Here is a 14561-nt window from a genome sequence, read left to right as displayed (position 1 = left end):
AATATTTTAGAATATGAATAACGAAAATCTTGAATTAGCTTCATTAACAAAACGTATTTTTGCCTTTTTAATAGATGAATTAATTATAACAATTCTAGTTTACGTAATTTTCTGGGATTCTTTAGTTACTAACAGTGCAAATGTTGACCAATTAGCAAATGTATTGGCAAGTTTGATTTTCCCTGTATTTTTTGTAAAATTTATTTATCAAAGTTTTTTTGTGTGGTACTATGGAGCAACAGTTGGAAAACTTGTTCTTAAAATTAGAGTAATTGATTATTATAATTTTGGTAGAGTATCTTTAAGTTCATCGATAATTAGATCTATATCAAGAATAGCAAGTGAATATTTTGTTTATATTGGTTTTATTTTTGCATTTTTTACAGAAGGTAGACAAGCATTTCATGATAAAACAGGAAGGACACTAGTAGTTAATGCTTAAAAAAATAATTGCGACCGCAATATTAGTAGTATCTTTACATGCTGATGTGGAAAAGTTTCAAATTTTAGCAAATGATTTAGTAACAAAAAATGACATAATTATTGCTAGTGGTAATGTTGTTGCTTTTTCCCCTTCTTACTATATAACTGCACAAAAAGCAATTTATGATAAAAATAAAGGTACTTTTGAGTTGTTTGATGATGTTATTGTATTGAAAAATAATAATGTTCAAACAAAAAGTAATTATACATTTTTGGATATAAATACAGATGATATGTATCAAAAACCTAGTTTGTATTTTGAAGAATCAAATTCAATATGGATAAGCTCAAAAGATTCTGAAAAAAAAGATGATACAATCTTTTTAGAAGATGCTACTTTATCAAGTTGTGATTGTGTTGATCCAGATTGGAGTATTAGATTTAGTAGTGCTGATTATGATACAGAAGATAAATGGATAAATATCTATAATCCAAGAATATATCTAAAAGAGATGCCTTTAATATATGCACCTTATTTAGGGTTTTCAACAGATACAAGAAGAAGAACTGGGTTATTGTACCCAACTTTTGGTTACTCTAAAGATGAAGGTGGCTTCTACTCTCAACCTATATATATTGCCCCAGCTGATAATTATGATTTTGAATTTATTCCTGATTATAGATTTAAAAGAGGTAGAGGTATCTTTGGATATTTTAGATATGCTGATTCTATTGATTCTATGTTAAAACTTAGTGCAGGGTATTTTAAAGAGTATGAAGATTATCAAGCAGAAAATGGTTTAACAAACCAGAGTCATTATGGTATTGGTTTAAATTATGTAAGAAACAATATATTATCTCCTAATAAATTAGGGTATTCTGATGGTTTATATATGGATATAAATTATTTGAATGATATTGAGTATGATGTATTGGAAAATAATACTGAAGATGATTCTATTGTTCAAAAAGTTGAATCAAAAATAAATTATGTATATAATACACCAAATTATTTTTTAGGTTCATATTTTAGATACTATATTGATACATCTAAAACCTCAAATGGTAATACTCTTCAAGAGTTACCAAAACTTCAAGCTCACACCTATACCAGACCTGTTTTTTTAGATAAATTATTAGTTTCATCAGATTTAAAATATACAAATCATAAAAGAAATGAAGAGATAAATGCTGAACAATACGAATTAAGTGTTCCTTTATCTTATTCGTACTCTTTATTTGATGATTATTTGAAAATTATTTTTAAACAAGAATTTAACTTTAATAAGTTTATTTACTCTAATGCTGACAGTAATTATGAAGATGGTACTTATGCTGAATCAAAAACAACAATTTCACTTAATTCTGATTTAGTAAAACCTTATGAAGATTATGTTCATACAGTTAATTTATTTGCAGACTATAATAATGTACATACAATTACTGAAAAGGGTGATTTGTACGATATTACAAATAGTGATGTTGTATTAAGTCCTTTTCCTGTTAATAGAAATGAAGATACTATAGAGTTTGGTATTAATCAATCTTTATATGATAAAGATACTAATGAACAAATTATCAACCATAAATTAACACAATCTTTAATTTATGATGATTATGATGAGTTTAAATTAGATAATACTGAAAATGAAATTACTTATAATTATTTTTTAGGTGCAATTAGTAATAAATTGTTATATAATCATCAAGATAAAAAAATTATTGAAAGCTCTTCAAATTTTTCATTAAATTATGATAATGTGTATTTAAAACTTGGACATTATATGTCTAAAGAAACACAAAATTCTGGAAAAGAGAATTTAGAATCTTATTCATTAACAGCTAGATATACTTTTTCAGATCAATATAAACTATCATATTATACTAATTATAATATAGAAGAGGATATTAGAACTAAACAAGGATTAAAATTCACTATTGTGGATAGTTGCTGGGATTTAGATTTAAAATATGAAAGAGCAATTGTTGCGACTTCTAGTAATTATACAGACTCAAGAACACAAGATATTTTATATATAGAATTATTCTTAAAACCATTAGGTGGAGTAAAACAGCAATATAAAATAAAAGAAGATACAAATAATACAGAAGAGGGTAGTTAAAATGACACCTGATAAAATTTATTTTAAAAATAGAGAAGTTGCAGCTTATAGACTTATAGATATTTTGCCTATAAATAAGATGAAGCTTGAAGAGTGGATTGTTATCTCTACATCTTATAATGGTTTACCTGTAGCAAAAATTGTTGCAAGTGAATTAAATGCAAAACTTGATATTATGTTCTCTAGAAAAATATATTCACCAAATAATGATGAGTGTGAAATTGCAATTGTTACAGAAAGTGAAGAGGTTGTAATACATGAAGAATTAGTAAAGGCATTTGATATTAGTTTAGATTTTGTATTTTCAAAATCTAGGTATATATATGATAATGAACTTTCAAATTGTGTAAATAAATTTAGAAGGGGTAAAAAACTAGAAGACTTAGAAAATAAAAATGTTCTTTTAGTTGATGAGGGGTTAAATACAAGTTTAACAATGATGGCTTGTATTAAAACAGCAATACATTTAGGTGCAAAATCTGTATCAGTAGCAATACCGATACTTCCAACAGCGAGTATTCAAACTATTGAATCTATTGCAGATGATTTATATTATGTTAAAAATTTAGATCATTTCATTTCAATAGATTTTTATTATGATGAATTAGATGAAGTAACTTATGAAGAAATTAAAGATTATAAAGGATAAATTATATGTCAACAGTATGTGAATTTGAATTAAATGGAAAACAAGAAATATTTGAGTTTGGTAAAGTAGCCAAACAAGCTAATGGTTCTGTATTAGCGAAATTAGGAAATGCTGTTGTATTAGCAACTGTAGTTAGTGAATTTGACAACCCTGTTGAAGAAGATTTTACACCTTTAACAGTTCAATATGTGGAAAAAACTTATGCAGCAGCAAAACTACCTGGTGGTTTTATTAAAAGAGAAGCAAAACCAAGTGAGTTTGAAACTTTAACTGCTAGAGTTATTGATAGAAGTTTAAGACCATTATTCCCAAAAGGTTACGTTTATCCTACAACAATCACAGTAATTGTATTAAGTGCAGATCAAAATGTAGATTTACAAGTATTAGCTTTAAATGCTGCAAGTGCTGCATTATATAGCTCAGATTTACCAATTAAAAAATCTGTATCGGGTGTTAGAGTTGGAAGAATTGAGGGAGAATATGTAGTAAATCCTACTACTGAACAACTTGAAGAATCAACTCTTGATTTATATGTAGCTGGAACAAAAGAAGAGTTATTAATGATTGAGATGAAATCAATCTCTAGTGAAGAGATGATTGAAGTTGATATTGAGGCATTTAGTAAACTACATAAAACAAATGAGATGACTGAAGATGAACTTGTAAATGCAATCTCTGTTGCTCAAAATGCATTAAAAGAATCAAATGAAACTTATGAAATTGGATTTGAATCAATCTCAAAAGAGATTAAAGATGTAGAATTAGTAGAGTTTACAATTGATACAAAAGTTATTGATTATGTAAAAGAGAAATATTTTGAAGATATTAAATTCGCTTTACAAAAATTAGCAAAAAGTGAAAGAGCTACAGAATTAAAAGATTTAGCTAAGAAAATCTCTAAAGATGAGTTTTGTACTGAAAATGAGATTGAATTCTCAACTATTTATGAAGCTGTATCTATAGTAAAAAGAGATGTAGTAAGATCTATGATTGTAAATGATAAAGTAAGAGCAGATGGAAGAGGTTTAAAAGATGTTAGACCTATTACAATAGATACAAATATTTTACCTTCTACTCACTCTTCTTGTTTATTTACTAGAGGTGAAACACAAGCCTTAGTTGTTGGTACATTAGCTGGTTCAAAAGATGGACAAATGTATGAAGTTTTAACGGAAAAGTCTACAAGAACTGAAAACTTTATGGTTCATTATAATTTCCCTGGTTTCTCTGTTGGTGAAGCAAAACCTATGTTTGGTGTGGGAAGAAGAGAACTTGGACACGGTAACTTAGCTAAAAAAGCTTTAGAGGCTACAATTGATAAAGATTTTGATGAAACAGTTAGATTAGTTTCTGAAATTTTAGAATCAAATGGATCATCGTCTATGGCAACTGTTTGTGGTGGTTCTCTAGCGTTAAAAGCAGCAGGTGTTCCTGTTTCAAATCTAGTAGCTGGTGTAGCTATGGGGATGGTTGTTGAAGGTGACAATTATTCTGTATTAACAGATATTATGGGATTAGAAGATCATGATGGTGATATGGATTTTAAAGTTGCAGGTACAAAAGAGGGTATTACTGCTTTACAAATGGATATAAAACTTGGTGGAATTGAATTATCAGTTTTAAAAGAAGCTTTATATCAAGCAAAAGAGGGTAGAGAACATATCTTAGGAATAATGGAAGAAGCAGCAAGCGAAATCATCCCTAGTGAAGCTTTACCATTAGTTGAACAATTTGCAATTGACCCAAGTAAAATTATGGTTGTTATTGGAAAAGCTGGGTCAACTATTAAAGAGATAATTGAAAAATTCTCAGTATCAATTGATTTAGATAGAGATAGTGGTAATGTAAAAGTAAGTGGTGAAAATAAACAAAATGTATTAGATGCTTGTGAACATATCAAATCTATTTCAAATAATGCAAACTCAAGAAGAGATAATAAAAAGAATATAGATTTTGAAAAGCTTTATGAAATTGATGAAGTATTAACAGGAAAAGTTGTAAGAATTGCTGACTTTGGTGCGTTTATAGAATTACCAAAGGGTGGAGAAGGTTTATTACATATTTCAAAAATTTCAAAAGAGAGAGTGAAAAAAGTTGAAGATGTATTAAAAGTAGATGATAATATAGAAGTTAAAGTACTAAAAGTTAAAAAAGACCGTATAGAGTTGGCTTCAAGTGGGATTTAAATATTAAAGTTAATTTAATATTTGTTTGGTTAATATAGTTAAAATAATATTTTTTTATTAAAAACAAGGGGTTTTTTATGGCTAAGCTTTTAATCGTGGATGATTCAACAATGTTAAGAGATATGTTGAATTATGCATTAAACGAAGGTGGTTATAACGATGTAACTGAGGCTATTGATGGAGTTGATGGTTTAGAAAAGGCTAAGTCTACTACATTTGATTTAATTATTACAGATGTAAATATGCCAAATATGGATGGTTTAACTCTTATTGGTGAATTAAGAAAATTACCAACATATGCAAGTAGACCTATTCTAGTATTAACTACTGAGAGAAGTGATGAGATGAAAGCAAAAGGTAAAGCTGCAGGTGCAACTGGTTGGATTGTAAAACCATTTGTTCCAGAACAATTATTAAAAGCAGTTAACATAGTATTAAGTAGATAAAGAAAAGGTTGTTATCATGTCTGGTTTTGATATATCTAAATATAGAGAAATGTTCCTAGAGGAAGCTGAAGAATTATTTGAATCTGCGGATAATGTTCTTCTTGAAGCTGAAACAAATGGAACATTAACTGATGAAGAAATGGGTCAATTATTTAGAGATGTACATACTTTAAAAGGTAGTGGTGCATCTGTTGAATTGGCACTTTTTGCTGAGTTTACACATAGTGTTGAAAATATGATGGACAAACTTAGAAATCATGAAATTGAATTCATACCAGAGATGGCGGGTACTTTAATTGATGGTTTGGATGTTATGAAAGAACTTCTTGAAATGGAAGTTGCAGAAGAACTTACTAGAGAAACTTTTGAAGAGATGACAGCTGAATTATTAACTATCATTAAAGCATACATTAATGGTGAAACTCCTGATACTGCTGCCGAAACACCAGCTTTAGAAGAAGAAAATAGTATAGAAGTAGATGAAAATAGTAACACTCCAACAGTATCTACTTCTGATGATAGTATTGGCTTGTATGATTCAGATATAAATGATAGTAAATTTAATGTTTCTTATGGGTTCTTCAAAGATGATGAGATAGGAAATGAATCTGAAAATAATAATTATGGTTTCTTTGATGAGGAACTAGATAAATTAATAGCAACAGAAGATACTCCTGTACTTACTCATGATGAAAATGATGATTTTGGTTTCTTTGATGATATGCCAAGCATTACACCAGATGCAGAATTAAAAGCTAATAACTCCGATCAAAAACAAGAAATAAAAAAAGAAGAAGTTAAGAAAGAGGAGCCTAAAAAAGCTGAAGCTCCTAAAGCAGCTGCACCTAGTAAACCTACACCAGCATCTGCAGCTGCAAAAAAACCTGTGGCATCAAAAAGACCTCCTAGAGAAGAGAAGAAAACTTCAGCATCTAATAATATTAGAGTAAATCTAGATAAAATTGATTTACTAATGAATAATGTTGGGGATTTAGTTATTACTAATGCAATGCTTACTCAGTTTTCATCTACGATTGAAGAGACTAAAACAAGAAATGCTGTTCTAGAAAGATTAGAATTACTAGAAAGACATATTAGAGATATGCAAGATTCTATTATGAGTATTAGAATGGTACCAATGGAATCAATTTATTCAAAATTCCCTAAAGTAGTTAGAGATATTTCTAAAAAACTTAGCAAAAAAGTTGAATTTAAACACTATGGTGATGGTGTTGAAATTGATAAAGCTATGATTGAAGGTTTAACAGATCCTTTAATGCATATTATTAGAAACTCATTAGATCATGGTTTAGAAACACCTGATGTAAGAAAAGCTAGCGGAAAAGAAGAGGTTGGTTCAATAACAATATCAGCTGAACAAGCTAATGGTCAAATGATTATTACAATTGCAGATGATGGTAAAGGTATTGATGCAGAAAGAGTTGCGCAAAAAGCTTTAGACCAAGGTCAAATTGATGAAAATCAATATAATACAATGAGTACAAATGAAAAAGCAATGCTTGTATTTGGAGCAGGGGTTTCAACAGCAGATCAAATTACTGATATCTCTGGTAGAGGTGTTGGAATGGATGTTGTTAAAACAAATATTCAAAAACTTGGTGGTGCAATTAAACTTGATACAGAATTAGGAAAAGGTACAATTATTACAATTATGCTTCCTCTTACTCTTGCAATACTTGATGGATTAGATATTGCTGTTGGTGATCAAAAATATATTTTACCTTTAAGTTCAATTGTAGAATCTTTACAACCAACTCCTGATATGATTAAAAAAATTGGTGATGGTTCACAAGACTTATTAATGTTAAGAGAAGAATTTATTCCTGTTGTAAGATTACATCAACTGTTTGGAGTAGAACCAACATTTGATAACTTAGAAGAGGGTATGCTAATTGTTGTTAAATCAGGTACTCAAAAAGTTGCAATTTCAATTGATGAATTCTTAAATCAACACCAAGTAGTTGTAAAACCACTTGACAAAAACTTTAGAAGTGTAGAGGGTATTGGTGCTGCTACAGTTAGAGGTGATGGTAGTATTGGTCTTATTCTTGATGTTTTAGGTATTATTAATGCACAAACAAAAATAGAAAAAGATATAAATATGATGCAACAAAGAGCATCTTGAGGCTGAATGAGCGATAATAAACATTTACACGATAGAGTAAAGTCGATACTTTACTCTTTAACTGGAATCACGCTATCAGAAAATAAAGATATAATGATAGCAAATAGGCTGCATAAATTAAAAAGAGACACAAAATACGCTGGTGACATTGAAGAGTTACTAGATGCAGTAGAAGAGGGTGAACATACTATTGAGTTTATCAACTCTTTTACTACTAACAAAACACATTTTTTCAGAGAAGATTTTCATTTTACAGATTTAAAAAATAGAGTTCTTCCTGAATTTGCTAAAAGTGGTAATCAAATTAAATTGTATTGTTCTGCTTCTTCAACAGGAGAAGAACCTTATTCTATGGCAATGACTATACTTGAAGCAGCAGAAGAGTGTGGAAGAAATATAAATGCTACAATATTAGCTACAGATATTGATACAAATGTTCTACAATATGCAGCAAATGGAGTTTATAGATACTCTAAGTCTTCTAAAGAGTTTCCTTCTTGGATTAAACCTCAAAAATATTTTAAAAAAAGGGTACAAAAAACTTTAGCTAGTGAAGAGATACTTATAAAAGTAAAACCAGAATTACAAAAAATGGTGACTTTTAAAGTAATGAATTTAAATGATAAATCTTATCCTTATAACAAAAACTATTTTGATGTAATATTTTGCAGAAATGTGCTTATTTATTTTTCAAATGAAGATCAAAATAAGATACTTAAAAAACTATTTTCACATCTTAAAATAGGTGGGACATTATATCTTGGACATTCAGAAAATCCACAAGACTTAATAAGTTATGTGGATAGAATAGGGCAAAATATTTTCATAAAAACAAAGGATTTTTATTGATTATTATTGGACATAAAGATGGAAGTATCGAAAAAGCATCTATATCAAGATTTACACAAAAAACTAAGGGTTATAATACCCATACCATAATTGGTGGAGAGTTTGCTGTTGGAAAAGATATAGAGCAAGTTGCATTTAAAACTCTACTTGGTTCTTATGTTGCTATTATGTTTTATGATTCAGTTACAAAAATCAAAGCAATGAATCATTTTTTATTACCAACAACTAATAGTACTAATGATGACATGAAGTATGGTTTATATTCAGTTGAAGCAATGCTAAATGAGATGTATAAATTAGGTTGTGACAAAAGAAATATGAGTGCAAAGATTTCAGGTGGTGCTGATATCATGCAGTTAAATATAAGCAAAATAAATTCAATAGGGCACAGAAATGTTGAATTTGCAAAAGATTTTTGTAAATCTGAAGGTTTTAAATTAGTAAGTGAACATACAAGGGGAGAACATGGTAGATTGATTCTTCTTGCAGATGATTTTCAAACTTTTATTAAAGTAACTCAAAAATCTGAAACTGATAATAAAATTCTTAAAGAAGAAAAAGCCTTACAAACAGAGATTACAAAAGCTCCAGTTATCAAAGAATATGTTGGTGGTGTTGATTTATTTGGTGCTGAAAAAGTTGATACTGGTCAAGAGATGGAAATTGAATTATTTTAATAGGGTATTTGTATGTATACAGTTTTAGTTATAGATGATTCAGCATCAATGAGAAGAATTATTAAAGATATGATTAATGGAATTGATGAGTTTGAAGTTATTGCAGAAGCAAAAGATGCCTATGATGCAAGAGAAAAAATCAAAGAATACGAACCAGATTTAGTAACAATTGATATTAATATGCCAAAAATGAACGGTGTAACATTTTTAAGAAACCTTATGCGTTTACATCCTATGCCAGCTGTTGTAATTTCAGGTGAGGGCGTTAGGGGAAATGACATTTTTGATGATGGCGCAGTTGGATTTATAAATAAGCCAGAAAATGGTGAGTCGATGATTAAATTTGCGTCAAGAATAAAAGACAATTTATTAAATCTAACATTTCTTTTAAAAAGATACACATTAAAAAAACCAAAACCTATCAAAAAAGTTGCAAGTACAAAAGCAAAAGAGGTTGATAGAAAAGTTCATCCTGATGAAGTAATAAAATCGATGCCAGCAAGGCTAGGTGGGCCAAAAGTAATTGCAATTGGTTCCTCAACTGGTGGTGTTGAATCATTGTTAAAGGTCTTTAAGACTTTAACAAGTGACCTTCCTCCTATTGTTATAACACAACATATTCCATATGGGTTTTCAAAATCTTTTGCGGAAAGATTAAATTCAAACTCAAAACTTACAGTTCATGAGGCAACAGATGGTATGACATTAGAAAAAGGTCATGCTTACTTAGCACCAGGAAACATGCATTTAACTATAGAAAAAGGTGCAGCTGGATCTTATAAAACCAAACTATTGGATACAATTAAAGTAAGTCACCACAGACCAAGTGTTGATGTATTGTTTAGATCTGTAAATAATGTTGTTGGTAGTAGTGCTATGGCTGTAATGATGACAGGTATGGGTGATGATGGTAGTATTGCTATGAAAGAGTTACATGATAATGGTGCATATACAGTAGCTCAAAATGAAGAAAGCTGTGTGGTTTTTGGAATGCCTGCAAAAGCGATTCAAAAAGGAGCAATTAAAGATATTGTTCATTTAGATGATATTGCTGAATATATCATTGATTATTCAAAAGGTAGAAAGAGATAATAGAGTTCTATTATCTTTATATATGAATTAGTTTGAAAATTATAGTTTTCAATACTAATATAATAAAATTATGCTATAATCATCACTATATATACTAAAGGGATTTTATGAGATATGATTTAGACTTTTGTGATACATTTGATAAAACGTTACTTTTTTGGATAGAAAGATTTATTAGAAATAAATTAACTACCTTATCAAACTCAAATGTATTGGACAAAGAAAAATTAGCTTCTATAATACAAAATCTTGTAAAAGGAACAGATTCTATAGATGAATTAAAACTACTTGTAAAAAGTGCAAGAAATATAGGTTTGTCTGGTGTTAACACATATTTTAATCCTTTAGTAAAATTATATGAGTTTTTAAACAATTTAGGTTTAGCATCTATGAAAGAGATTGATGAAGAGCTTTTAAGTGATTTTCTTGCAAGTTGTACAAGTGGATTATCTGATGCTTCAAAAAAGAACCATAGAATTGCCCTGCTTTCATTTTTTTCTTATATTGATAAACAAAATGAAACAAATGAAGGAAACTCTTATTTATTTAAAATAGAACTAAAAAACTGGGGTGGATTGAGAGGACAATCTGGAAGTAAATTACCTGCATTTATGAATAAAGAAGAAATCAATAGATTTCTAGATGCTATAGATAGTTATGAGTTTTCAATTGAAACTGCATATAGAAACCGATTAATACTAAAAATCATAATATATACAGGCATCAGGGTTTCCGAAATGCTAAACTTAAGAACAAAAGATATCTTTAGAGAAGATGATGTATATATTTTACAAGTAAGAGGTAAAGGAAATAAACCTAGAGTTGTAATGATAAAAGCAAAAATTATAGAAAACGATTTACAAAATTGGCTTAGTATTAGAACTTGTGAAGATCTTTTAGTTTGTAATAAAAAAGGAAATAGGTTAACTCAAGCATATGTAAGTAGAATTGTTGAAAACATACTAATTAGTGCAGGGATTAGAAAAGAAAAAAATGGAGCACATATGTTAAGACATAGTTTTGCTACCCTACTTTATCAAAAACATCATGATTTAATTCTAGTTCAAGAAGCATTAGGACATGCTGATATCAATACTTCAAGAATTTATACCCATTTTGATAAAGAAAGATTAAAGGCTACAACAAATCTTTTAGATTAAATTCTACCAGAGTGAACCTGTCTCATAGTCATCTTCACTTTTTGTATCTTCAATTTCTAAATATACTTCATCATCATAATCTAAATATATAGAGTATTCTCCAATATTTATACTATTTTGTATATTTCTTTTATTTAAATAAGCATCATCATTGCCATCTGACAAGTCAGATAAGTAATATTCTACCATAGATGGTGCCATGTTGTTTATGGCATCATCTAAAGTATGAAATGAATCTACTCCAAAAGTTGAATATAAGGAGCTAGAATTTAAATGTAAAACCATCTACTAATTATTGAAACCGTTTAATAAAGATGCCATCCTATTTAAATCAATTTTATTTTCAGAGGAGGAAGAATTTGAGTTTTCCTCCTTGCTTTCAACGACTATCTCTTCTAAGCTTTGCCTCACATCTTTTATTTCCTCATCATCTGCTTGTTGTGAGTTAGTTTTTTTCTCATTATCTGCATTATCCTTTCCTTTTGGATAAGTTGGTGCAGCTGGATGTGTTTTTTTACTTAATAAACCTTCAATTTTACTAAGCATTGAGTTTATGTTACTTGAATCTTTTTCTGTACTATCTTGTAATACATTTACATTATCTTCAAGTTCTCTTTTGTCTGTTTCTAAAACTGATATCTTTTCTTTTAAATTTGAAATTTCATTATTTAGTTTGTCATTTTCATTTTCTAGTGCATCATAAGAGTTTTGTAGCTCTTCATAACCTTTTATTAATTTTTCTAGTGCTTCATTTAGTTTTGCGATAGTTTCAGCATTTGTCATGAATCTAATCCTTATATTTTATCATATTTATTAAAGACAATATTATTACAAAAATTAGCTAATAATTCCATCAATTTTTAATAAAGAATCAACACTTGGCTCTCTATTTGCAAATTCGAAGAACAATTCATCCATATTTTTTGATCCACCATTTTTTAAAACTATATCTTTATATCTAACAGCTATCTCTTTATTTAATACTTTTCCCGAATCAATAAACATATAAAATGCATCTGCACTTAATACTTCAGCCCATTTGTATGAGTAATAACCTGCTGCATATCCACCTGCAAATATGTGAGAGAATCCATTTTGAAACTTGTTATATTTTGGTGGCTTAACAACGGCATATTTCTCTCTTATAGAATCCAATAAAGCTTGAACTTCATCTTCTGATTTATAAAGTTTTTGATGCAATTCAAAATCAAATAGCGCAAATTCCACTTGTCTTAACATTGCTAAAGAAGATTGGAAGTTTTTAGCTTTGATAATTCTATCAATAGCCTCATCACTTAATATTTCCCCTGTTTCATAGTGTTTTGCAAATAGTTTTAATACTTCTTTGTCGTAAGAAAAATACTCCAAAAATTGTGATGGAAACTCAACAACATCCCATGCAACACCAGAAATACCACTTACCATTGCTTCTGGAACTTTACTTAATAGGTGGTGTAGGGCATGACCCATTTCATGGAAAAGTGTAACAACATCAGAGTGTCTTAAAAGTGATACTGTGTTTTCACTTGAAGGTGGGAAATTGCATACAATATAAGCTGTGGGTAACTGTTCTTCCCCCTTATCATTTATATAATAAGAGTGCCAGTTGTTCATCCAAGCTCCACCTCTTTTGTCTTTTCTAGCTTCTAAGTCGATAAATATTCTTGCAATAGTTTTGTCATTTTCACTTATATTATATACTTGAACCTTGTCATCCCAAGCTTTTGCATCTGTTTTTGTGAATTTAATATTAAATACTTCATATAAAAAGTTAAAAAATCCATTTAATACAGAATTTTGCTCAAAAAATGGTCTATAATACTCTTCATCTAAATCGTATTTCTCTTTTTTAAGTTTCTCACTATAATAAGATAGGTCATAACTTTTTAGGTCTTCTAAACCATCTTTTTTAGCAAACTCTTTTATCTCATCAAGTTCTTCAAGTGCCCTATTTTTACCTTTTTTAGCAAGTTCTTCTAAAAATGTAACAACCTCTGATTCATCTTTTGCCATTTTTGTAGCTAATGAATATGAAGCATAGTTATCAAAACCTAAGATTTTTACTTTTTCATCTTTTAAAGTAAGAATCTCTTCTATAATTTTTCCATTTTCAGGTGCTCTTGTACAATATGCTTTGTATATCTCTTCTCTTTTTTCTCTGTTTGAACCATAAGTAATATATGCAATATATGAAGGCATTTGTAAAGTAAACTTATATTTTGTTTTTCCATCCTCTTCAAATTTTGCTAATTCTAAATCAGATTTTGGTATCTCTTTTACATCTTCATAATCATTAACTATCATTTCAAAAGAGTTTGTAGCGTTTAAAAGATTTTGAGAAAACTTATGAGAAAGCTCACTTAGTTTTAAATTTAACTCTTTTAGTCTTTTCTTATTTTTTTCATCAAGATGACAACCACTTAATTTAAAGTCTCTAATTTCATTTTCTAATACTTTTTTTTGTATATCATTTAAAGTTGTATAACTCTTATCTTGTATATCTTTTAAAGATCTATAAATATTATCATTTTGACTTATCTCAGTTTCATAGTCTGAGATCAAAGGAAGACACTCTTCGTAAACTTTTTGCGTTATTTCTGAATTTTTTACAGAATCAATATGAAAGATTGGAGTTAAGAAATCATTTATCCCCTCCCCTATCATTTCATATGGTTTTACAAAATTTTCGTATGTTTTATTTTCTATATTTAATAGTTCGTCAATTTTCTTTTTACTATCATTTAAAAGTTGTTCTAATTCAACTTTACTATTTTCTAAATTTTCTAAATTAAATTCATTAAACATTTTTA

Annotated in this window: 13 protein-coding genes; 10 read left to right on the top strand and 3 right to left on the bottom strand. The window is 28.7% G+C overall.

Going from position 1 to position 14561, the window contains the following annotated elements; translation table 11 throughout:
* Nucleotides 1-13: 13 nt before the first annotated feature.
* The 10 genes from ACKU3H_RS11655 (at nucleotide 14) to ACKU3H_RS11610 (ending at nucleotide 11751) form a co-directional block, all read left to right on the top strand.
* Entirely contained in the window at nucleotides 14-442 is a 429-nt protein-coding gene (locus tag ACKU3H_RS11655; protein WP_320034033.1) for an RDD family protein, read from the top strand.
* A complete protein-coding gene (locus tag ACKU3H_RS11650; protein ID WP_320034032.1) occupies nucleotides 435-2546 on the top strand; it encodes an LPS-assembly protein LptD in 2112 nt (703 codons plus the stop codon). The genes ACKU3H_RS11655 and ACKU3H_RS11650 overlap by 8 nt, the downstream gene beginning before the upstream one ends.
* A 1-nt stretch (nucleotide 2547) precedes the next feature.
* Entirely contained in the window at nucleotides 2548-3195 is a 648-nt protein-coding gene (locus tag ACKU3H_RS11645) for a phosphoribosyltransferase family protein (protein WP_320034031.1), read from the top strand.
* A 5-nt stretch (nucleotides 3196-3200) separates the two neighbouring features.
* The gene (locus ACKU3H_RS11640; RefSeq protein WP_320034030.1) at nucleotides 3201-5381 is read left to right on the top strand and encodes a polyribonucleotide nucleotidyltransferase; all 2181 of its coding nucleotides are present in this window, start codon (nucleotides 3201-3203) and stop codon (nucleotides 5379-5381) included.
* Nucleotides 5382-5458: 77 nt separating this feature from the next.
* Nucleotides 5459-5827, top strand: coding sequence for a response regulator (locus ACKU3H_RS11635; RefSeq protein ID WP_320034029.1), 369 nt, complete (start codon nucleotides 5459-5461; stop codon nucleotides 5825-5827).
* A 16-nt stretch (nucleotides 5828-5843) separates the two neighbouring features.
* Entirely contained in the window at nucleotides 5844-7973 is a 2130-nt protein-coding gene (locus ACKU3H_RS11630; RefSeq protein WP_320034028.1) for a chemotaxis protein CheA, read from the top strand.
* A gap of 6 nt (nucleotides 7974-7979) precedes the next feature.
* On the top strand, nucleotides 7980-8822 hold the full coding sequence (locus ACKU3H_RS11625; RefSeq protein ID WP_320034027.1) for a protein-glutamate O-methyltransferase CheR: 843 nt from the start codon (nucleotides 7980-7982) through the stop codon (nucleotides 8820-8822).
* Nucleotides 8819-9499, top strand: coding sequence for a chemotaxis protein CheD (locus tag ACKU3H_RS11620; protein WP_320034026.1), 681 nt, complete (start codon nucleotides 8819-8821; stop codon nucleotides 9497-9499). Before ACKU3H_RS11625 ends, ACKU3H_RS11620 begins: the two co-directional genes overlap by 4 nt.
* Before the next feature lie 12 nt (nucleotides 9500-9511).
* Nucleotides 9512-10591 (top strand): chemotaxis-specific protein-glutamate methyltransferase CheB, encoded by a 1080-nt coding sequence (gene cheB / locus ACKU3H_RS11615; RefSeq protein WP_320034025.1) that lies wholly within the window; start codon nucleotides 9512-9514, stop codon nucleotides 10589-10591.
* Nucleotides 10592-10698: 107 nt separating this feature from the next.
* Nucleotides 10699-11751 (top strand): tyrosine-type recombinase/integrase, encoded by a 1053-nt coding sequence (locus ACKU3H_RS11610; RefSeq protein WP_320034024.1) that lies wholly within the window; start codon nucleotides 10699-10701, stop codon nucleotides 11749-11751.
* Between the two features lie 3 nt (nucleotides 11752-11754).
* Here ACKU3H_RS11610 and ACKU3H_RS11605 read toward each other — a convergent pair whose 3' ends face one another.
* Genes ACKU3H_RS11605 through ACKU3H_RS11595 form a run of 3 tightly spaced genes read right to left on the bottom strand, consistent with a single transcriptional unit; the run spans nucleotide 11755 to nucleotide 14556 of the window.
* Entirely contained in the window at nucleotides 11755-12036 is a 282-nt protein-coding gene (locus ACKU3H_RS11605) for a hypothetical protein (RefSeq protein WP_320034023.1), read from the bottom strand.
* A 3-nt stretch (nucleotides 12037-12039) separates the two neighbouring features.
* Complete coding sequence (locus tag ACKU3H_RS11600) at nucleotides 12040-12534, bottom strand: hypothetical protein (RefSeq protein WP_320034022.1); 495 nt, start codon at nucleotides 12532-12534, stop codon at nucleotides 12040-12042.
* Nucleotides 12535-12588: 54 nt separating this feature from the next.
* Nucleotides 12589-14556, bottom strand: a complete 1968-nt coding sequence (locus ACKU3H_RS11595; protein WP_320034021.1) for a M3 family metallopeptidase — start codon at nucleotides 14554-14556, stop codon at nucleotides 12589-12591.
* Nucleotides 14557-14561: the final 5 nt, after the last annotated feature.

The sequence above is a fragment of the Halarcobacter sp. genome, assembly GCF_963675975.1.
Taxonomy (GTDB): Bacteria; Campylobacterota; Campylobacteria; order Campylobacterales; family Arcobacteraceae; genus Halarcobacter.
The sequence above is the reverse complement of the archived record's forward strand: the minus strand, read 5'-3'. Positions and strand labels throughout refer to the sequence as shown.

Excerpts from the sequence above, each read along its gene's own strand:
- ACKU3H_RS11655 (WP_320034033.1), top strand. The coding sequence starts at position 14 with ATGAATAACGAAAATCTTGAATTAGCTTCATTAACAAAACGTATTTTT.
- ACKU3H_RS11650 (WP_320034032.1), top strand. The coding sequence starts at position 435 with ATGCTTAAAAAAATAATTGCGACCGCAATATTAGTAGTATCTTTACAT.
- ACKU3H_RS11645 (WP_320034031.1), top strand. The coding sequence starts at position 2,548 with ATGACACCTGATAAAATTTATTTTAAAAATAGAGAAGTTGCAGCTTAT.
- ACKU3H_RS11640 (WP_320034030.1), top strand. The coding sequence starts at position 3,201 with ATGTCAACAGTATGTGAATTTGAATTAAATGGAAAACAAGAAATATTT.
- ACKU3H_RS11635 (WP_320034029.1), top strand. The coding sequence starts at position 5,459 with ATGGCTAAGCTTTTAATCGTGGATGATTCAACAATGTTAAGAGATATG.
- ACKU3H_RS11630 (WP_320034028.1), top strand. The coding sequence starts at position 5,844 with ATGTCTGGTTTTGATATATCTAAATATAGAGAAATGTTCCTAGAGGAA.
- ACKU3H_RS11625 (WP_320034027.1), top strand. The coding sequence starts at position 7,980 with ATGAGCGATAATAAACATTTACACGATAGAGTAAAGTCGATACTTTAC.
- cheB (WP_320034025.1), top strand. The coding sequence starts at position 9,512 with ATGTATACAGTTTTAGTTATAGATGATTCAGCATCAATGAGAAGAATT.
- ACKU3H_RS11610 (WP_320034024.1), top strand. The coding sequence starts at position 10,699 with ATGAGATATGATTTAGACTTTTGTGATACATTTGATAAAACGTTACTT.
- ACKU3H_RS11605 (WP_320034023.1), bottom strand. The coding sequence starts at position 12,036 with ATGGTTTTACATTTAAATTCTAGCTCCTTATATTCAACTTTTGGAGTA.
- ACKU3H_RS11600 (WP_320034022.1), bottom strand. The coding sequence starts at position 12,534 with ATGACAAATGCTGAAACTATCGCAAAACTAAATGAAGCACTAGAAAAA.
- ACKU3H_RS11595 (WP_320034021.1), bottom strand. The coding sequence starts at position 14,556 with ATGTTTAATGAATTTAATTTAGAAAATTTAGAAAATAGTAAAGTTGAA.